Here is a 19478-nt window from a genome sequence, read left to right on the forward strand (position 1 = left end):
CAAGCCGTTGTCGGAGGCATGGCAAGCCTCGTCCTCAACATCGACGTGCCCGACATGGCAGCCGGTGTGACCTTCTATTCGGCAGCCTTCGGACTGGAGGTCGGACGCCGCTTCGATGATGATTTCATCGAACTGGTCGGCGCGCAGGCCCGCATCTACCTGCTTCGGAAGGCCGCCGGGACCAGCATCGGACCGGCGGGTGGCGACCAGCGTCGCTACCAGCGCCACTGGACGCCCATTCACGCCGACTTCCTGGTCGATGACATGGCGGCGGCAATCCGTCGGGTGACGGCCGCCGGCGCCGTGCAGGAGGGCGACACTCGCCAGGAGCCTTATGGCAAGCTCGCCATGTTCGCCGACCCGTTCGGCCACGGCTTCTGCCTGATCGAATTCAGCGGGGCGGGTTATGATGCCCTGCTGCCCTCGAACCCGGCCTAGCGTCCGTCCCCACCGAGGACGCGATAGAGGATGACGGCGTTGCGCGCCTGGGCCAGCCGGGCGGCGGCGAGGTTGCGCTGGGCGGCATAGGCGGAACGCTGGGCGTCGAGCGTGGTGAGGAACGGGTCGATGCCCTCGCGATAGCGCGCCTGGACCAGGCTCAGCGCTTGCGTGCTTGCCGCCACGTTGCGCTGGTTGGCCGCGACCCGGTCGCCCAGCGTGCCTTTGTCCGCCAGTGCGTCGGCGACTTCGCGAAAAGCGATCTGGATGGCGCGCTCGTAGCTGGCGACGGCGGCATTGCGCTCGGCCTCGCGCAGGCTGACGGTGGCGCGCCGGGAGCCGCCGGAGAAGATGGACTGGCCCACCGATGCGCCACCCGAGAAGGCGAAGGCACCGCCGCTGAACAGGCCGGTCAACGTGTCGCTCGCCAGCCCGAGCAGGCCGGTCAGCGAGATGCTGGGGAAGAGTGCCGCGCGGGCCGCACCGATCTCGGCATTGGCGGCGCGCAGCTGATATTCCGCCTCGATGATGTCCGGCCGGCGGAGCAGGATGCGGCTGTCGAGCCCGGCCGGAAGCGCCGCGACGCTCGCCGCCGCCTGGTCGAGCGAGGCCGGCAGCAGGCTCGGATCGACCGGCGCGCCGACCAGCAGTTGCAGCAGGTTCAGATCCTGCGCCCGAAGCGCCCGCTGCTGGGCAAGGTCGGCGCGGGCGGTCTCCAGCACCTGCTGCGCTTGGAGGAGGTCGGTCCGCGGCGCGATCCCGCCCCTCAGCCGCGCTTCGGTCAGGGCCCCCGTGCGCTCGGCCGAGCGGACGGTGTTCTCGGCGATGGCGAGCAGGCTGCTGTCCGCCGCATAGCTCAGCCAGGCCTCGGCGATGTCGCCGATCAGCGCGACCCGGACGCCGCGCTCGGCCGCGCCGGTCGCGAGCAGCCGGGCCTGGTCGGCCCGGGTCAGCGAGGCGAGCCGGCCGAACAGATCCAGCTCGAATGATGGGAGGACTCCAAGTGACCCGCCGACCCTTGCTCCGTTGATGTCGCCGTCGCCATCGCGCCTCGGCGTGACGTCGATGCCGCCGCTCGCGTCCAGCTGGGGCAGTTGCGCGCCGCGGCTGATCCTGACCTGCGCGCGGGCGGCCGCGATGTTGGCCGCGGCGATGCGCAGGTCGCGGTTGTTCTGCAGCGCCTGCGCGATCAGTGTCTGCAGGCGCACGTCGCGGAATACGTCGCGATGGGTGAAGTCGGGCAGCGCCGGCGCTTCGGCGCGATAGGGATCGCCGACCGGCCAGCTGACCGGCACGGGCGCTGCCGGGCGCACGTAGGCGGGGTCGAGCGACGTGCAGCCGGCGAGCAGAAGGGCGGCGGCAAGGGGCAGGGTGGAACGCATCAGGCGGTCGCCTCGCTCGTGGCCGGCGGCGGCGGCCGGCGGCGGGTCATCCGCTCGCGGATCACGGCGACCCCGCGCTTGGCGCCGAGACGGACGAGCACGAAGAACAGCGGGATGTAGAAGAGGGCGAGCAGGGTGGCGGTGGTCATGCCGCCGATCACCGCCGTGCCGATGGCGATGCGGCTGTTTGCGCCGGCGCCGGTCGAGAGCGCCAGCGGAAGCACGCCGAAGATGAAGGCGAAACTCGTCATGAGGATCGGCCGTAGGCGAATCCGGGCCGCGTCGAGCGCGGCTTCCATCACCGGCTTGCCGGCGCGCTCCGCCTGCTCGGCGAACTCGATCATCAGGATGGCGTTCTTGGCCGCCAGGCCCATGGTCGTGAGCAGGCCGATCTGCAGATAAACGTCATTCTCGAGCCCGCGGAGCGTCACCGCGAACACCGCGCCAATCAGGCCGAGCGGGATGACCAGCAGCACGGCGACGGGAATCGACCAGCTCTCGTAGAGTGCCGCCAGGCAGAGGAAGACGACCAGCAGCGACAGCGCGTAGAGCAGGGGCGCCTGGCCCGACGACAGCCGCTCCTGGAAGCTCGCGCCCGACCAGGCGACGCTGGTGCCGCTGACCTGCGCGGCGAGTTCCTCCATGCGCATCATCGCCTCGCCCGAGCTGACGCCCGGCGCGGGGGTCCCCTGAAGCTCGAACGAAGGCACGCCCTGGAAGCGCGACAGGCTGCTCGGGCCGGTGCTCCAGCCGGTCTGGGCGAAGGCGGAGAAGGGCGTCATCTGCCCGTCGTCGCTGCGCACATACCATTGGCTGAGGTCGGCCGGGTCGGAGCGGTAGGGCGCGTCGCCCTGCACGTAGACGCGCTTCACCCGGCCATTGTCGATGAAGTCGTTGACGTAGCGCCCGCCCCAGGCGGTCGACAGGGTGGCGTTCACGTCCGCCGGGTTGAGGCCGAAGGCGGTCAGCCGCTGGGTGTCGACGTCGACCTTCAGGTTGGCGACGTCGGGCAGGTCGCTCAGCCGAACGGAGGCGAGCCGCGGGTCTTCCGCCGCCAGCGCGAGCAGCCGGTCGCGGGCGGCCTGGAACTGTTCGCGGCTCAGGCCGCTCGAATTCTGCAGCTGCATGTTGAAGCCGCTGGTCTGGCCGAGGCCGCGGATGGCGCCGGGCACCAGCGCGAACACCTGCGCGTCGCGGAAACCACGGAAGGCACCCGACGCCCGCTCGACGATCGCGTCGGCGCTATCCTCCTTGGCGGACCGCTCGTCCCATGGCGCGAGGTTGATGAAGCCCTGGCCGGTGTTCTGCCCGGTCGCGCCGCCGCCGCCGCCGCCCGCGACGGTGAAGACGGTGGCGAGGTTCTTCTGCTCGTAGCGCTGCAGATATTGCTCGAGCTGCCGCTGCACCTCGAGCGTGCGCTGCTGGGTGGCGCCCGGCGGCAGCCGGAACTGGACGCTCGCCGCGCCCTGGTCCTCGGTCGGAAGAAAGCTGGTCGGAAGCCGCTGGAACATGAGGACGAGGATCAGGCAGGTGACCCCGTAAATGGCGAGGAACAGCCACTTGCGGTCGATCACCCTGGTGACCGCGCCGGTATAGCGGTCCACGCCCCGCTCGAAATTGCGGTTGAACCAGTCCTGGAAGCGGTGGGCGGACCGCTCGAAGACGTTGCGGTCCTGCCGCGTCGCCGCTTCCTCTTCCGGCGACTTGCGCGCCTTCAGCAGCGTCGCGGTAATCGCCGGGCTGAGGATCAGCGCCACCAGCACCGACAGGATCATGCAGCTGATGATGGTCAGCGAGAATTGCTGGTAGATGACCCCGGTCGATCCGCCGAAGAAGGCCATCGGCAGGAAGACGGCGGACAGCACGACCGCGATCGCCACCAGCGCGACCTGGATCTCCTTCATCGAGATCTCGGTCGCCTCGCGCGGGGTCATGCCCGGATTCTCTTCCATCAGGCGCTCGACATTCTCGACCACCACGATGGCGTCGTCGACCAGCAGGCCGATCGCCAGCACCAGCCCGAACAAGGTCAGCGTGTTGATCGAGAAACCGGCGAGATAGAAGATGGCGAAGGTCCCGAGCAGCACGACCGGAACCGCGATCGCCGGCACCAGGGTCGCGCGCCAGCTCTGCAGGAAGACGAACATGACGATGACGACGAGGACCACCGCCTCGAGCAGGGTCTTCACCACTTCCTCGACCGAAAGGCGGATGAATGCCGTGGTGTCGTTGGCATAGGCGACCTTCAGCCCTTCCGGGAAGGAGCCGGACAGGGCGCCCACGCGCTCCTTGATGAGATCGGCGGTGCGCAGCGCATCGGCGCCCGGCGCCAGGCTGATCGCCATGCCGGCACCCGGATGACCGTTGACGCGGCTGATCGCATTGTAGCTCTCCGCGCCGAGCTCGACCCGGGCGACGTCCCTGACCAGCACGGTGGCGCCGCTCGCCTCGGTCTTCAGCACGATATTCTCGAACTGCTCGGGCGTGCGCAGCCGCGACTGGGTGGTGACGGTGGCGTTGAGCAGTTGGTCGGACGCCTGCGGCAGGCTGCCGACCTCGCCCGCCGCCACTTCGGTATTCTGGTTCTGGATGGCGGTGATGACATCGCCGGGCATCAGCCCGACCGCCGCCAGCCGCTGCGGGTTGAGCCAGATGCGCATCGCCCGCGACGAGCCGAATACGTTGACGTCGCCAACCCCCTCGACGCGCGACAAAGGGTCCTGGATGTTGGACGTCAGATAGTCCGACACGTCGATGTTCGAACGCTGGTCCGTCTCGTCGTAGACGGCGACGATCAGCAGGAAGTCGGGGTTCGACTTGGTGACCCTGATGCCCTGCTGCTGCACCTGCTGCGGAAGTCGCGAAATCGCCTGCTGGACCTGATTCTGGACCTGCACCTGCGCCGTGTCGGGGTCGGTGCTCTTGGCGAAGACCGCCGAGATGCTGACGCTTCCGCGCGACGAGGAGGTGGAGGAGAAATAGAGCAGCCCGTCGATCCCGGTAAGCTGCTGCTCGAGGATCTGCGTGACGCTGTTTTCGACCGTCTCCGCCGAGGCGCCGGGATAGGTGGCGCGGACATTGACCTGCGGCGGTGCGACGTCCGGATATTGCTCGACCGGCAACTGGGTGATGGCGCCGACGCCCGCCAGCATGACGATGATCGCCAGCACCCAGGCGAAGATCGGCCGGTTGATGAACAGTTGCGACATGCGCTAGCGGCCGCCGCCCTTCGCCTGGCCACCCTGTTCACCCGCCGGACGCGGCGCGATGCGCTGCGGCGTGGTGGCGGACACCGGCCGGATCGGCGCGCCGTCGCGCAGGTTGGCGAGCCCTTGCGTAATGACGCGGTCACCCGCCCTCAGCCCGCCGGTGATCACCCAGTCGGTGCCATAGGTCCGCTCGGCCTGAACCTTGCGCCGCTCGGCCTTGTTCTGCGCGCCGACGACGAAGACGAAGGCCTCGCCGCTGATGTCCCGCTGCACCGCGCTTTGCGACACCAGGATGGCATTGGGCGTAACCGCCTGGGTGAAGATCGCCTTGACGAAGGAGCCCGGAAGAAGGGTGCCCTGCGGATTGGGAAAGCTGGCGCGCAGGGTCACCGTGCCCGTGCTCTCGTTGACCACCACTTCGCTGAACTGGACCGTCCCGGTGAAGCCATAGTCACTGCCGTCGTCCAGCCGCAGCCTCACCTGCGTGCTGCCCGGTGCGACCCCGCCGCTCGCCAACGCGCGCCGGAGCGCCGTCAGGTCGGCCGCCGACTGCTGGATGTCGACATAGATGGGATCGGTCCGCTGGATCACCGCCAGCGGTTCGGTCTGGTTCTGGTTGACCAAGGCGCCCTGGGTGAACAGCGAACGCCCGATCCGCCCGCTGATCGGAGCGCGGATGGTGGTGAAGCGCAGGTTGATCCGAGCCGTCTCCAGTGCGGCATTGTTCTGCGCCACCGACGCGCTCGCCTGCCGCGCCTGGGCCGCCGCGTCGGTATATTCCTGCTGGCTGACGGCTTCGATCTCGGCGAGCGGGCGATAGCGATTGGCCCGCGCCTGCGCCGCCTGCGCCGCTGCCCGGGCGCTGGCGACGTTGGCAGTCGCCTGGTTGACCGCCGCCCGATAGAGGCTTGGGTCGACCTCGTAGAGCGGCTGTCCCTGCCGGACGACGCTGCCCTCGGTGAACAGCCGCCGCTGCACGAGGCCGCTCACCTGCGGGCGGACCTCGGACGTCTCATAGGCGACCGCCCGCCCGCCAAGCTCGCTGACCACGGGGACGGACGTCGCCGTGACCGTGACGAAGCCGACCTGCGTCGGCCCGCCTCGGCCGGCGCCCTTCTCCTGCGCGTCGGATGCGCCGCTGCAACCGCTCGCCATCAACGTCAGTACGACGCTCGCCAGGATCATCGCCGGAGCGGGCTTGCCCGGGGGCAGCCGAAGCGCCTTCATTATCATCGTCGTCGTTCAGTCCCGCAACACGGCCTTCGGCTGGAGCGGTAACAGCCCGGACGCCACAAGGCTCCGTCCTCTAAGAAGACTGGTCGAAAGTCCGTACGACCCGTTCGGGACCAGGGCCGAACCGATCAGGCAGGCGTGCCCTTCTGGCGGATATACTCGCCGACGTTCAGCGCCAGAACGTCCATCGGCACGTTCCCGCCGAGCAGCACCGCATCGTTGAACGTGCGGATGTCGTAGGCCGGCCCCATCGCCTGCTGCGCCCGCGAGCGCTGGCGGTTGATGGCGGTATGCCCGATCTTGTAGCCGCACGCCTGGCCCGGCCAGCTGCAATAGCGATCGACCTCGCTGCGGGCTTCCGGCTCCTTGGTGCCGTTCTCGTCCATGAAGAAGCGGACCGCCTGTTCGCGCGACCAGTTCTTGGCGTGAAGCCCGGTGTCGATGACCAGCCGGCAGGCACGGAAGGCGATGCCCTGCAGATAGCCGAGCCGCCCGGCAGCGAAGTCTTCGTAAAGGCCGAACTCGTCGGCCAGTTGCTGCGCGTAAAGGGCCCAGCCTTCCGAATAGGCACCAAAGGCGAGCATGGTCCGGATCAGCGGCAGCTTGTTGGCATATTCGCCCTGCCAGACATGACCGGGGATCGCCTCGTGATGGGTGAGGTCCGGAAGGTCGAACTTGGTGTGGAGCTCGGTCGTGCGCAGGTTGATCCAGAACTTGCCGGGAATGGTGCCGTCGATCGAGCCGGCGCCGCCATAGGCCCCGGGCGCCCCCGGCTCCTCTTCGGGCGGAAGGCGACGAACCTCGAGATTCCCGCGAACGAGGGTGTTGAACATCTGCGGCAGCTTGGCCCTGACCAGCCGGACGCGCTCGTCGATGAAGGCGAGGATCTCGGCCCGACCCTTGTCGCCATCCGAAAACCTGTAGCGCGGATCGCGGCCGAGCGCCTGCATCCGCTCGCCGACCGAGCCCTGCGTGAAGCCGAGCGAGCGGAGGATCGGATCCATCCGCCCCTGCAGCTCGCGAAGCTCGGTAAGGCCGATCTGGTGGATCTCCTCGGGAGAAAGGTCGGTGGTGGTCGAAGCCTTCAGCGCCCAGCGATAATATTCGGCGCCGCCGGGCCGTGCCGACATGCCCGGCGCATCGCTGGCGACGGCACGCTGGGCCTTCAGTTCCTCGATCTGGCGAAGGAGCGCGGGACGGACCTCCTCGGCGATGATCCGGGCGGCCTCCTTCGCGCCGCCGGGCAGCTCCTTGAGCCGCTCCATGGCGAGCCGCGTGAGCGACACGCCCGTGGCGCTGGTCTCGATCTGCGGAAGCGCCTTGTCGAGCAGGAAGGAGGGCGGGATCAGGCCGACGGCCCGGGCCGCGCGCATCCGCTCGAGCTCGCCGTCGAGCGCCGCGCGATACTGGCCGAGTCGGGCAAGCCAGCTCTGCGCATCCTCGCGGCTCTTCACCTGATGCTCGCTGTCGAGGAAGCGCGGAATGTCGAGATAGGCGCCGACATTCTGGATCACGACATAAGGGCTGTTGCGCCAGCCGCCGACCGGAACATCGCCATAAGGCAGGGCAAAGCCCGCGAGCGCAGTCCGGTAAGCGCTCTTCACCACCTCGAAGCTGGTGCGGGTGGAGTAGGACAGGCCGTCCTGCGGGAAGCTTTCGGCGCGAGCGAGGTCGTAGCGGAGCGTCGCCTCGATCATGCGCTGACCGGACGCGGACCGGTCGGACAGGCGGCTGCGCATGGCCGCCCGCGCATCCTTGTCGATGCCGAGGCTGGTGGCGCTCTCGGGCTGCAGCCGGAGCAGGTTCTCGGCGATGGCATCGAGCAGTTGGGCGGCCTCTGCCTCCCTTGCCGCGACCGGCTGGACAGGCACGGGCGGCGGCGCCGACGCCAGCGGGGCAGCCGCGGGCCGGGTGGCGCAGGCGGCGAGGGGGACGCAAGAAGCGGCGGCGGCGAGGGCCTGGCGGCGGGTAAGGACGGTCATCCCGGCAGCTTAGGCGTGGCCTCCACCATCAGGCAATTGCCTTCGACACCAATGATCTCGACCCGTTCGCCCACGCCCGCCGGTCCGCCGCGCGCGCTCCACTCGCTGTCGCCGAGCTTCACCCGCCCGCCATGCTCGTCGATCGCCGTCACCACCACCGCGCTCTTGCCGATGAGGGCGCTGGAGCGATCGTTGAGGTGCTTGACCGAGGCGGCGACCGGCCGGTTCGCGTAGACCTTGCGGCCAAGATAGACGGCAAGCGCGGTGTAGATGGCGAACAGGGCGAGCGCCGGCGCCAGGCTGAAGTCGAACAACAGCACGAACAGGCCGGTGACGATCGCCGCCACGCCGACGAACAGCAGGAAGAAGCCGGGCGCGAGCAGTTCGGCGATCAGCAGCAGCAGGCCCCCGATCAGCCACCACCAGCCATGGGCAAGTCCGTCCATCGCTCAGGCCTGCGGAATGCCGGGAACGACACGCGGCTTGGCCGGGGCCGCCGGCTTGTCGGGCCCGTCGCTGAACGCCGCTTTGGCCAGTTCGCCGATCCCGCCGAGGCTTCCGATCAGCTGGGTCGCCTCGACCGGGAACAGGATGGTCTTGGCGTTGGGCGAAGTGGCGAACTGGCTGAGTGCCTCGACATATTTCTGCGCGATGAAATAGTTGATCGCCTGGGTGTTGCCGCCGGCGATGGCGTCGCTGACCGCCTTGGTTGCGGCAGCCTCCGCCTGGGCGGCGCGCTCGCGCGCCTCGGCCTCGCGGAAGGCGGCTTCCTTCATGCCCTCGGCCGACAGGATCTTGGCCTGCTTCTCGCCCTCGGCGCGGAGGATTTCGGAAGCGCGCATGCCTTCGCTCTCGAGGATGGCGGCACGCTTCTCGCGCTCGGCCTTCATCTGGCGGGTCATGGCGTTGACGATGTCGGCTGGCGGCCGGATGTCCTTCAGCTCGACGCGGGTGATCTTGACGCCCCATGCCTCGGTCGCATGATCGACCACGCTCAGCAGCCGCGCATTGATCTCGTCGCGCTTGGACAAGGTTTCGTCGAGGTCCATCGACCCCATGACCGTGCGCAGGTTGGTGGTCGAAAGCGCGAGGATGGCGGTATAAAGGTCGGAAACCTCATACGCCGCCTTGGCCGGGTCCAGCACCTGGAAGAACACCACCCCGTCGACCGCCACCATGGCATTGTCCTTGGTGATGATCTCCTGCCCCGGAATGTCGAGGACCTGCTCCATCATGTTGATCTTGCGGCCGACCCGGTAGAAGAAGGCGGGGACGAAATTGAAGCCGGGGTCGGCCACGCGGACGAAGCGGCCGAAATGCTCGACCGTGTAGCGATAGCCCTGGTTGACGATCTTGATGCTCATCATGACGAAGAGCAGGACCAGGATGACGACGAAGGTTAGTGCCTCGATCATGATTTCCCCCGCGAAAACGCTTCCCATCATGGCCGAGCCGGCCGCGCACCGGAAGTGAAATCGGACATGACCCTCAGCCTGTTCGGCCGTCCGGCGGTACTGTTCCTCCCCGCCAATCGCGCCGGCGCGGTCAGGCGGGCGCGGGAGAGCGCGGCGGACGTCATCTTCCTCGACCTCGAGGATGCCGTCGCCCCGGAAGCGAAGGAGGAGGCGCGCGCTGCCGCCGTCGCCGCCGTCGTCGAGGGCTTCGCCGCCCCCACCGCGATCCGCGTCAACGGCACGGCAAGTGAGTGGTTCGAAGCCGACTGCGAAGCGGTGGCGGCGAGCCGCGCCGACCTCGTCATTGTCCCGCGGGTCGAAAGCGCCGACACGATCCGCTTGGTCGCCGACCGCACCGGCAAGCCGGTGGCCGCGATGATCGAGACCCCGCTCGGCGTCCGCCGCTGCTGGGAGATCGCCGAAGAGGCAGCCGCGCTGATCGCCGGCACCAACGACCTGTCGGCGACCCTCCGGCTCCCGGCAGGGGCGGGGAGGCCGCCGCTTCGGACCGCGCTCCAGACCATCGTGCTCGCCGCGCGCGCCGCAGGAACGGCCTGCTTCGACGGCGTGTTCAACAAGCTCGACGATGCGGACGGCTTCGCGGCCGAGGCGGCGGAGGGGCGCTCGTTCGGCTTCGACGGCAAGACCCTCATCCACCCCGACCAGATCGCCCCCTGCAAGGCGGCCTTCGCGCCCACGCCGGAGGAGCTCGCCCGGGCCCAGCGGCTGGTCGCGGCGGCGCAGGGCGGTGCCCAGCGTTTCGAGGGCGAGATGATCGAGCGCATGCATGTCGAAGCGGCGGAGCGGCTGCTCGGACGCTAGCCCCCCTTGCCGAATCGTGCCTTAGCGGCCAAGTGCGCGCATGGCCGACCTTCTGAACGCCCCCGACATCCCCCTGGGCCTCACCTTCGACGACGTGCTCCTCCAGCCGCTGGAATCGAGCGTCCTCCCTTCCGAAGCGGACACGACCACGCGCCTCACGCGCGGGATCGAGCTTCGCATTCCCTTGCTCTCCTCCGCGATGGACACGGTGACCGAGGCCGACATGGCCATCGCCATGGCGCAATTGGGCGGCATCGGCGTCCTCCACCGCAACCTGACGGTCGAGCAGCAGGCCGATGCGGTCCGCAGCGTGAAGCGCTTCGAAAGCGGCATGGTGGTGAACCCCTTCACCCTCGCGCCCGACCAGACCCTCGCCGACGCACTCGAACTGATGAAGCGCCACAAGATCAGCGGCGTGCCCGTGGTCGAGCGCTCCGGCCGGTTGTGCGGCATCCTCACTAATCGCGACGTCCGCTTCGCCGAGAACCCGCACCAGCCGGTCAGCGAGCTGATGACCCGCGACAATCTCGCGACCGTCTCGCCCGGCACCAGCCGGCAGGAGGCGCAAAGATTGCTCCACCAGCGGCGGATCGAGAAATTGATCGTGGTCGACGAGGCCGGGCGCTGCGTCGGCCTGATCACCGTCAAGGACATCGAAAAGGCGGTCGCCTCGCCCAACGCCACCAAGGACGGCGAGGGCCGCCTGCGCGTCGCCGCCGCTTCGACGGTCGGTGACAAGGGCTGGGAGCGGTCGGCCGCGCTGATCGACGCCGGGGTCGACTGCATCGTCATCGACACCGCCCACGGCCACAACATCGACGTCGGCCGCGCGGTGGAGCGGGTGAAGTCCGCCTCGAACAGCGTCCAGGTGATCGCCGGCAACGTCGCCACCGCCGAAGCCGCCAGGGCGCTGGCCGATGCCGGTGCGGACGCGATCAAGGTCGGCATCGGGCCCGGCTCCATCTGCACCACCCGCATCGTCGCCGGTGTCGGCGTGCCGCAGCTGACCGCGATCATGGCGGCAAGCGCGGCGGCCAGGGCCTCGGGCATCCCGGTCATCGCCGACGGCGGAGTCCGGACCTCGGGCGACATGGCCAAGGCGCTCGCCGCCGGCGCGTCCAGCGTGATGGTCGGCTCGCTCCTCGCGGGCACCGACGAGACCCCGGGCGAGACCTTCCTCTACCATGGCCGCGCCTACAAGTCGTACCGCGGCATGGGGTCGCTCGGCGCGATGAGCCGTGGCTCGGCCGACCGCTATTTCCAGCAGGACATCAAGGACACGATGAAGCTCGTGCCCGAAGGCATCGAAGGCCAGGTCCCCTACAAGGGCCCGGTCCGCGACGTCGTCCACCAGCTGGTCGGCGGCGTGAAGGCGGCGATGGGCTACACCGGCTCGCGCTCCATCGAGGAACTGCAGGCCCGCGCCCGCTTCGTCCGCATCACCAATGCGGGTCTTAGCGAAAGCCACGTCCACGACGTGTCGATCACCCGGGAAGCCCCCAATTACCCGACACGATAGCCTCATTCCCCTCCCGCTTGCGGGAGGGGCAAGGGGAGGGCATGTCGGCATGGTGTCTTCCGTTCTCCTACAGGCCCTCTCCCGGCCCCTGCCGCAAGCGGGAGGGGAGGGGTGACCCCTGCCGCCCGCGCCCAGGCCGCCATCGACATCCTCGACCAGGTGATCGCCTCCGCCCGCGATGACGGCCCCCCGGCCGACGCGCTCGTCTCCGCCTACTTCAAGACGCGCCGCTATGCGGGCTCCAAGGATCGGCGGGCGGTGCGCGAACTGGTTTTCCGTGCCATCCGCCACTCGGCCGATGTACCGGCAAGCGGACGCGCCGCCCTGCTGCCGCTCGCCGCCGACCAGTTCGACGGAAGCACGCACGGACCCGCGCCCGTGTCCCCTGACGAGGCGCGCGCGGTCGAAGGCGTCGTGCCCGGCTGGCTGCAGCCGCTGCTGTCGCCCCTCGTCGCGCCGGCCGAATGGCCCGCCCTGATCGACCGCGCTCCCGTCGACCTCCGCGTCAACCTCGCCCGCTCCGACCGCGCGGCCATGCTCGCTCACTTCGGCGCCGAGCCGACTCCGCTCAGCCCGTGGGGCCTCCGCCTCCCCGCGGACAGCGCGGTCAGCGCCGACCCGGCCTTCGCCGACGGGCTGGTCGAGGTGCAGGACGAAGGAAGCCAGCTCATCGCGCTCGCCTGCGCGCCAGAGCGTCAGGCGCTGATGGTCGACCTGTGCGCCGGCGCCGGCGGCAAGGCACTGGCGCTGGCCGCCGCCAATCCTTCCGCCCGAATCCTTGCCTGCGACACCAACCGCGCGCGCCTGTCCAGGCTGGCACCTCGTGCCGAACGTGCCGGCGCCACCATCGAGACCCGCCTGCTCGACCTCCCGCGCGAGGCGGAAGGGCTGGCGGACCTGCACGGCCAGGCCGACCTCGTGCTGGTCGATGCGCCCTGTTCGGGCTCGGGCACCTGGCGGCGCAATCCCGAAGGGCGCTGGCGGCTCACCCCGGACCGCCTGACGCGCCTGGAAGCGCTCCAGGCCCGGGTCCTCGATCTTGCCGCGCCCCTCGTCAGGTCCGACGGAACACTGGTCTACGCCGTCTGCTCGCTGCTCGCCCGCGAGGGAGCCGAACAGGCCGCCGCTTTCCTCAGCCGCCATTCAGGCTTCGTGGCCGAGGATACAGGCATGGCCATCGGGCGTTCCGACCATGTCGGCCGGCTTCTCACCCCGGGACACGACGGTACCGACGGCTTTTTCATTGCGCGGTTCCGTGCCACATGAGCAGGGTTGCCGCCTGGGAGATGATGATGCGCGTGCTTCCGATTGCCATTGCCCTCGGGATCGTCGGCGCGACGATGAGCACGTCCGGCGGGACGCAGGTGCCCGACGCGCAGATCAACGCCCAGTCGCTGCAATGGCAGAGGGCGGGCGAAGCCGCGCTTGCTGCCGGCAACTTCCAGGCCGCCGACGATGCGCTCGAATCGGCGCTGATCATCGATCCGCGCAACCGCGGTGCGTTCATCGCGCTCGCCCGCGTCGCGCAGAAGCAGAAGCTCTACGGCCAGGCGATCCGCTTCACCAACAAGGCGCTGACGCTCGAACCCAACGACCCTGTGGCGCTCGGCGTTCAGGGCGAGGCGATGGTCGAACTGGGCGCGGTCGCCCGGGCGCAGCAGAATCTCGCCAAGATCCGAACCCTGTGCGGCAACAAGCCCTGTGCCCCGGCTACCTCGCTCGCCGCGCTGATCCAGCGCGGGCCGGCGATGGCCCGCAGCGACACGCCGGCCGCTCCTAAGAAGAACTGAGCGCGCGCGCCACGGCGACCCATTCGGCCACGCTGACCGTTTCCGCCCGCCGCTCGGCCGCAATACCCAAACCCTGAAGCGCGTCGAGCGCGTTCGGGACCGACTTCAGGCTCTGGCGCAGCATCTTGCGGCGCTGGCCGAAGGCGGCGGCAGTAAGCCGCTCCAGCACCGCTGCATCGACCCCGTCGGGGGCGTCCTTGGGCACGATGTGGACCACCGCCGAGGCGACCTTGGGCGGCGGCACGAAGGCCGAGCGATGGACCGGCAGGGCGATGCGGGGCGCTGCCCGCCATTGGGCGGCGACGGCGAGCCGGCCATAGGCCTCGTCTCCCGCATCGGCGACGATCCGCTCGGCCACTTCCTTCTGGAACATCAGCGTCAGGCTCGCCCACCACGGCTTCCACTCCGCCGCCAGCCAGCGCAGCAGCAGCGCCGTGCCGACATTGTAGGGGAGGTTGGCGACGACATGCGCCCCCCGGCCGACCAGCGGCGCCTCGTCGACCTTCAGCGCATCCTCTTCCAGCACTTCCAGCCTGCCGGGAAACAGCGCCTGCAGTTCGGCCAGCGCAGGGATGCAGCGGCGGTCGCGCTCGACCGCGGTGACCCGCGCGCCGGCATTAAGCAGCGCGCCGGTGAGGCCGCCCGGGCCCGGCCCGACCTCGTAGACCGACTGGCCGTCCAGGTCGCCCGGAATGGCGGCGATGCGGGAGAGAAGCTGGCGGTCGAGCAGGAAATTCTGGCCGAGCGCCTTGGTCGCGCTGAGGCCATGGCGGGCGATCACCTCGCGCAAGGGGGGAAGGGCGGTCACCTCAGCCGTTGAGGGTGCGGTAACGGGCGCAGTCGGCGGCCATGCGGATCGCCGCCGCCATCGCCCGCGGATCGGCCCTGTCCTCACCGGCGATGTCGAAGGCGGTGCCATGGTCGGGCGCGGTGCGGATGATCGGCAGCCCCAGGGTGAGGTTCACCCCTTCCTCGAAATGCAGCGCCTTCAGGGGAATGAGCGCCTGGTCGTGGTACATGCACAGCGCGGCGTCGAAGCGGCCGCGCGCGGCGGTGTGGAACATGGTGTCCGCAGGCAGGGGCCCGACCACGTCCCAACCTTCGGCTCGCAGGGCTTCGATCGCCGGAATGATGATGTCGATCTCCTCGCGGCCGAGCGACCCGCCTTCGCCGGCATGCGGGTTGAAGCCGGCGACCGCAAGCCGCGGCTCGGCGATCCCGAAGTTCCGCTGCAGGCCGCGCAGCGTGACCCGCGCGCGCGCTTCGATCAGCGCGGTGCTGAGCAGGTCGGCCACCTCGCGCAGCGGCAGGTGGGTGGTGAGCGGCACCGTCCGCAGCGTCGGCCCGGCCAGCATCATCGCCACATTGTTCGACGACACGCCGCAGCGCTCGGCGACGAACTCGGTCTGGCCGGGGTGGGTGAAGCCGATCGCGTAGAGCTGGTGCTTGGACACCGGTCCGGTCACCACCGCCGAGCAGGATCCGGAGCGGGCGAGGCCGACCGCCAGCTCGAGGCTGTCGAGGCTGCAATGCGCGCCGGCGACCGTCGGCTGCCCGGCAATCCCGGCCTCGGCGGCGGGGACGGCGAGCAGGGGCAGGCCGTGCGGGAAAACGTCCTCGGCTTCGCGCGGGTTGGAGACAATGGCGATCGGGCCGTCCCAGACGCCCGTCAGGCTGCGCGGGTCGCCCACCGCGACGAATGGCGGCAGCTGGAGGGCGCGGCGGTTGTCCCAGCTCTTGGCGACGACCTCGGGGCCGATGCCGGCCGGATCGCCGAGCGACACGGCAAGCGGGGGAAGGGGCGGGTTCATCGCCCCGCCTCTAGTCCCTCGGCTCGGTCGCTGTCACCTCAGCGATAGTCGATGATCGCGTCGCGGCGAAGGTCGCGCAGGTAGCGGCGCGAGCGCAGGTTGACGCGCTCCTCCTGCAGCTGCGCGAACACCGCGTCCGGGTTCGGGGCATTGGCGCCCTGGTCCTCGTCCCGCCCGCAGATCACCAGAACTCGAACGCCTTCCTCGATAGACCCAAACGGCCGAGTAGCCTGCCCCACCTGCATCGGCAGCATCATCTCCTGGAGGGCTGGCGGTAGGTCGCGCAGGCGGACGTTGTCGGACTGGACGACGTCACCCTTGAAGTCGGCCGCGACCTTGTCGGCTCCGCCGCAGCCGCCGATGTTCTGCGCCGATGCGGCGAAGCGCTGCAGCAGCGGATCGGCCGACGCGGCATTGGTGCCGGCTGGGAAGGTGATCGACACCTGCTTCAGCGACAGCACGGCGTTGCGCGGATCGGCGGTCAGCACCTTGCGCGCGTCCTGCACGGCAAGGATGGAGAAGCCGCCGGGAATGGCGATCGGCTGGCTGAGCTGGCCCGGGCCCATCGCGCGGAGGGTAGCGGAAAGCTGGTCGGGAAGCTGCTCGGGGCGGACCCAGCCAAGATCTCCGCCCACCGCCGCCGTCGACGCTTCGGAGAACTGGCGGGCATAGCCGGCGAAGCTCGCCCCCTGCCGCAGCGCGGCGACGATGCGCTGCGCATTGGCGGCGACTTCGGCCTGATTGGCCGGAGTCGCGGCCAGAAAGATCTCGCCAACGCGATATTCCTGCGTGCCCTTCGAGGCGTTCAGGCGATCGATCACCGCCTTCACCTCGTCGTCACCGACGCTGACCTGGCTCTCGATCTTCTGCCGCTGCAGCCGCGACCAGGCGATCTCGCCCTCGATCTGGCGGCGGATCGAACGGATCGAGCTTCCGTTCTGCTTGAGATAGTCGGCCAGCTGCGACGGATTGCGCTTCACGCCTTCGGCAACACGCGCGACGGTGCGATCGATATCCGCCTGCGTGACCGTGATCTCCGCCTGCTTGGCGGCCTGGATCTGGAGCGTCTCGTCAATCAGGTTGCGCAGCACCTGCACCCGCAGCCGCTCTTCCTCTTCCTTCGGGATCGGCTGGTTGTTGGCGATGGCGAGCAGCGCCAGGCGCTGATCGATGTCGGTCTGGGTGATGACCTCGCCGTTGACGATGGCGCTGGCCTTGACGATCGCCGGGATCGGGCGGCCGTAAACGGTGACGGTCTCCGGAAGGTTCAGCGTCGCGCTGCTGTTCGGCGTCCGCGGCGCCGTTGCAACCTGGGCCGTGGCGACTCCCGCCATGCCGACCAGCAGAGCCGTCGTGAAAAGCGTCTTGGCAGTGGCCATGAGGAACGATCAATCCCTTGTTATCAAAGCAGTTCGCCGCAGATGCCAAAGGCGCGCTGAACCGGCGATGAGCGTGTCTTAGCGGCTCAGCCCCTTGAGCGACAGGCGGAAACTGAAGGTGCTCCCCTCGGCCCGGTCGCCGAGCCGCTCATAGTCGCGGCGCCAGCTGATGCCGAACGACAGGCAATCGTCCTCATAATCGAGGCTCAGCCGGTGGCGTACCGAATTGATGCCGTCCGCAAGGCTGAGCGGATCCTCGTCGCCGTTGGTGAGGTCGAGAACGCTCGCCCCGAACACCGACCAGAAGCGGTGGAACTTCCAGCGCCCGGCAAGGCGCAGCTCTTCCTTGTCGCGAAGATCCTCAACCGCCGCCTCGATGTTCCGGTTGAGCCGAAGATAGTCGATCCGCGCGTAGGTCTCGGTGGTCCCGACGGTGAGGTCGAGTTCGTTCCTGCGGACGGCGAAACTGTCCTTGTCGAGGCGGAAGCGGTGGGTGAGATCGATGAAGCGACCGACCTTGAGGCGCGTCCGGCCGACGAAGTCGGACCAACGATCGGTCAGCCCCGTGCCGTTGGGGAAGATCTGGGCGTCGCGGTTCAAGCGATAGGACTGGCCGACGTTGCTCGACACCGCCCAGCCCGGACGATCGAGGTTCCAGTCGAGCCCGTAGGTAATTCGGCTTCCGTCTTCCCACCGGTCATAACCGGGAAAGCGGTTGAGGGCGAACAGGTTGCTGTCCTCGAGATCGACCGACCGGCTGTCCTCGTTGGGCAGGCTGATGTTGGCGGTCGGCGGGGTGACCACCAGTTGCACGCGCGGAGTAAGCCGCTGCACCCCGCCGAGGAGATTGCCCATCAGCGGCCAGCGCAGCTCGGCGGCGGCGGCGGCGATACCGCGCCCCCGCCAGCCCTTCTCGCCGCGATAGAAGACCGTCGAGGTAAGCTCATTCTCGTCGCTGTGGTACACGTCGCCGCGGGCATAGCCGGTCAGCAGCAGCTCCTGGCCGAAGCGGGTCAGCCGGCGCATGTCCCACCGCGCCGAGGCGAAGGCGCGCTGGCTGTCCTGTCCCTCTCGGCGGAGCACGGCGAGGCTGTTGGCCTGAAGCTCAACGCGGCCCCCGAGCACCGGCTGGCCAAGGCGGACCCGCGCGTCGAAGGCGGGCAGGGCGATAGGGATGGTCCGCTGCACGTCATTCTGGCGGAGCCCCTGGAAGGCCCAGCCGGCCAGGCTGACGTAGCTGTCGGTGTCGATCCGCTCGAGGTCGAGGAAGTTGCGGAAGCGATCGTCGCGATTGATGTCGTAGAAGCGCGCGACCGTCTTGTCGGTTGCCGCGCGGACCTGCCCGGTCAGGCTCCAGTAGGGATCGAACTGGAGCTTGCCATTGCCTTCGACATAGGCGCGAAAGTCCTTGTCGTCCCGCGTGTCGTCGTAGCTGGTCGTATCGCCGTAGGTGACGAACGCGCCAAGCGAAAAGGCGCCGAGCTTGTTCAGTTCGCGGTAGCGCGCCTCAACGCCCGGCCTGATGCTGGTGTAGAGGTGCGGCGTCACCGTCAGGTCGCGGTTCGACCCGAAGTTGACATGATAGGGCACGGAGACTTCCAGCCCGCGCCGCCGGCTGTAGCGGAGCTCGGGGAAGAGGAAGCCGGTATAGCCTTCGCCGCCGCTTCCGGTGCCGAGGCTGAAGATGGGCAGCAACGGCAGAGCGACGCCGAAGATCTCGAGCCGCCCGCGCTCGAAGCGCACCCGCTCCGCCCGCTCGTCGTAGCGGACCCGCGCGGCGAGGATGCGCCAGCTCGGCCGCCGCGGACAGCCGGTCGTGCTGGTCACCTGACAAGGCGAATAGACGGCATTCTCCAGCGTGGTGACGTCCCCCTGCCGGGTCGCCCGGTCGGCCGCGAGCCGACCGCCGCTTTCCAGCACCACCAGCAGATTTTCGACCGTGGCGTCACGCAGCGCGTCGTCGAGCACCACCCGCTCGGAGATCAGCCGGTCGCCCTGCGGCTGGACGACGACGACATTGCCGGTCGCCACCACTTCGCCGCTGCGCCGGTCCCAGCGCACCTGGTCGGCGGCAAGGAAGGTGCCCTGCCGATTGACCCGCACCTGGCCGGTCGCGGTAACCACTTCCGCGTCGCTGTCGTAGGCGACGACGTCGGCGGTGAAGGCGATCTGGTCCTCGGGCACCGCGAGGCTGGTGCTGTCGGCGGGAGGGGGAGGGGCGGCAGGAACGGCGGCCGGCGGCGACGCTGGCGGACCTTGCAGCGGCTCGGACGACTGTGCCAGCGCCGGCGTGCCCAGCGCCAGGACCAGCGGCAGCGCTGTCCAAGCCGTTACGCCATGTCGCACCGTGTAGCCGCCTTGAATCCGCTGATGATCGTGACCGAAGCGCCGCCTATTGCAGCTTGGGCGGGCAGGGGCAACGGGCTTGGCAGCGCCCTGCCGCCTCCTTAGATGCCGCA

General features: G+C 69.2%; 15 protein-coding genes. 5 read left to right on the forward strand and 10 right to left on the reverse strand.

The features are described from left to right. Positions 1-18: 18 nt before the first annotated feature. The gene (locus JOY29_RS00290) at positions 19-438 is read left to right on the forward strand and encodes a VOC family protein (RefSeq protein WP_300974201.1); all 420 of its coding nucleotides are present in this window, start codon (positions 19-21) and stop codon (positions 436-438) included. Here JOY29_RS00290 and JOY29_RS00295 read toward each other — a convergent pair. The 6 genes from JOY29_RS00295 to JOY29_RS00320 form a co-directional block, all read right to left on the reverse strand. Further along, complete coding sequence (locus JOY29_RS00295) at positions 435-1820, reverse strand: efflux transporter outer membrane subunit (protein ID WP_300974202.1); 1386 nt, start codon at positions 1818-1820, stop codon at positions 435-437. The genes JOY29_RS00290 and JOY29_RS00295 overlap by 4 nt on opposite strands. Further along, a complete protein-coding gene (locus JOY29_RS00300) occupies positions 1820-5029 on the reverse strand; it encodes an efflux RND transporter permease subunit (protein WP_300974203.1) in 3210 nt (1069 codons plus the stop codon). Before JOY29_RS00300 ends, JOY29_RS00295 begins: the two co-directional genes overlap by 1 nt. A 3-nt stretch (positions 5030-5032) precedes the next feature. Then, positions 5033-6256, reverse strand: a complete 1224-nt coding sequence (locus JOY29_RS00305; RefSeq protein ID WP_300974204.1) for an efflux RND transporter periplasmic adaptor subunit — start codon at positions 6254-6256, stop codon at positions 5033-5035. Positions 6257-6390: 134 nt separating this feature from the next. Further along, positions 6391-8244, reverse strand: coding sequence for a DUF885 family protein (locus JOY29_RS00310; protein ID WP_300974205.1), 1854 nt, complete (start codon positions 8242-8244; stop codon positions 6391-6393). Beyond that, on the reverse strand, positions 8241-8690 hold the full coding sequence (locus JOY29_RS00315; protein ID WP_300974206.1) for an NfeD family protein: 450 nt from the start codon (positions 8688-8690) through the stop codon (positions 8241-8243). The genes JOY29_RS00310 and JOY29_RS00315 overlap by 4 nt, the downstream gene beginning before the upstream one ends. 3 nt (positions 8691-8693) lie before the next feature. After that, entirely contained in the window at positions 8694-9659 is a 966-nt protein-coding gene (locus JOY29_RS00320; RefSeq protein WP_300974207.1) for an SPFH domain-containing protein, read from the reverse strand. Between the two features lie 54 nt (positions 9660-9713). Here JOY29_RS00320 and JOY29_RS00325 point away from each other — a divergent pair, with 54 nt between their 5' ends. From JOY29_RS00325 to JOY29_RS00340, 4 genes are all read left to right on the forward strand, one after another. After that, positions 9714-10520: a CoA ester lyase gene (locus tag JOY29_RS00325; protein WP_367280023.1), complete on the forward strand. Its 807-nt coding sequence runs from the start codon at positions 9714-9716 to the stop codon at positions 10518-10520. Between the two features lie 40 nt (positions 10521-10560). After that, positions 10561-12039, forward strand: a complete 1479-nt coding sequence (guaB, locus tag JOY29_RS00330; RefSeq protein ID WP_300974209.1) for an IMP dehydrogenase — start codon at positions 10561-10563, stop codon at positions 12037-12039. A gap of 111 nt (positions 12040-12150) precedes the next feature. After that, complete coding sequence (locus JOY29_RS00335; RefSeq protein ID WP_300974210.1) at positions 12151-13305, forward strand: RsmB/NOP family class I SAM-dependent RNA methyltransferase; 1155 nt, start codon at positions 12151-12153, stop codon at positions 13303-13305. Continuing rightward, entirely contained in the window at positions 13302-13829 is a 528-nt protein-coding gene (locus tag JOY29_RS00340; RefSeq protein WP_300974211.1) for a tetratricopeptide repeat protein, read from the forward strand. Before JOY29_RS00335 ends, JOY29_RS00340 begins: the two co-directional genes overlap by 4 nt. Here the strand turns inward: JOY29_RS00340 and rsmA are convergent. From rsmA to JOY29_RS00360, 4 genes are all read right to left on the reverse strand, one after another. Continuing rightward, entirely contained in the window at positions 13816-14637 is an 822-nt protein-coding gene (gene rsmA / locus JOY29_RS00345; RefSeq protein WP_300974212.1) for a 16S rRNA (adenine(1518)-N(6)/adenine(1519)-N(6))-dimethyltransferase RsmA, read from the reverse strand. The genes JOY29_RS00340 and rsmA overlap by 14 nt on opposite strands. Position 14638: 1 nt before the next feature. Then, a complete protein-coding gene (gene pdxA, locus JOY29_RS00350) occupies positions 14639-15640 on the reverse strand; it encodes a 4-hydroxythreonine-4-phosphate dehydrogenase PdxA (protein ID WP_300974213.1) in 1002 nt (333 codons plus the stop codon). A gap of 38 nt (positions 15641-15678) precedes the next feature. Continuing rightward, entirely contained in the window at positions 15679-17019 is a 1341-nt protein-coding gene (locus tag JOY29_RS00355) for a peptidylprolyl isomerase (protein WP_300974214.1), read from the reverse strand. Positions 17020-17097: 78 nt separating this feature from the next. Further along, a complete protein-coding gene (locus JOY29_RS00360; RefSeq protein ID WP_300974215.1) occupies positions 17098-19365 on the reverse strand; it encodes an LPS assembly protein LptD in 2268 nt (755 codons plus the stop codon). Positions 19366-19478: the final 113 nt, after the last annotated feature.

The organism is Sphingomonas sp. LHG3406-1 (genome assembly GCF_029637485.1).
Taxonomy (GTDB): Bacteria; Pseudomonadota; Alphaproteobacteria; order Sphingomonadales; family Sphingomonadaceae; genus Sphingomicrobium.

What these genes read in the sequence shown, in the direction of transcription:
- JOY29_RS00290 (WP_300974201.1), top strand. Translation starts at nt 19, where the DNA reads ATGGCAAGCCTCGTCCTCAACATCGACGTGCCCGACATGGCAGCCGGT.
- JOY29_RS00295 (WP_300974202.1), bottom strand. Translation starts at nt 1,820, where the DNA reads ATGCGTTCCACCCTGCCCCTTGCCGCCGCCCTTCTGCTCGCCGGCTGC.
- JOY29_RS00300 (WP_300974203.1), bottom strand. Translation starts at nt 5,029, where the DNA reads ATGTCGCAACTGTTCATCAACCGGCCGATCTTCGCCTGGGTGCTGGCG.
- JOY29_RS00305 (WP_300974204.1), bottom strand. Translation starts at nt 6,256, where the DNA reads ATGAAGGCGCTTCGGCTGCCCCCGGGCAAGCCCGCTCCGGCGATGATC.
- JOY29_RS00310 (WP_300974205.1), bottom strand. Translation starts at nt 8,244, where the DNA reads ATGACCGTCCTTACCCGCCGCCAGGCCCTCGCCGCCGCCGCTTCTTGC.
- JOY29_RS00315 (WP_300974206.1), bottom strand. Translation starts at nt 8,690, where the DNA reads ATGGACGGACTTGCCCATGGCTGGTGGTGGCTGATCGGGGGCCTGCTG.
- JOY29_RS00320 (WP_300974207.1), bottom strand. Translation starts at nt 9,659, where the DNA reads ATGATCGAGGCACTAACCTTCGTCGTCATCCTGGTCCTGCTCTTCGTC.
- guaB (WP_300974209.1), top strand. Translation starts at nt 10,561, where the DNA reads ATGGCCGACCTTCTGAACGCCCCCGACATCCCCCTGGGCCTCACCTTC.
- JOY29_RS00340 (WP_300974211.1), top strand. Translation starts at nt 13,302, where the DNA reads ATGAGCAGGGTTGCCGCCTGGGAGATGATGATGCGCGTGCTTCCGATT.
- pdxA (WP_300974213.1), bottom strand. Translation starts at nt 15,640, where the DNA reads ATGAACCCGCCCCTTCCCCCGCTTGCCGTGTCGCTCGGCGATCCGGCC.
- JOY29_RS00355 (WP_300974214.1), bottom strand. Translation starts at nt 17,019, where the DNA reads ATGGCCACTGCCAAGACGCTTTTCACGACGGCTCTGCTGGTCGGCATG.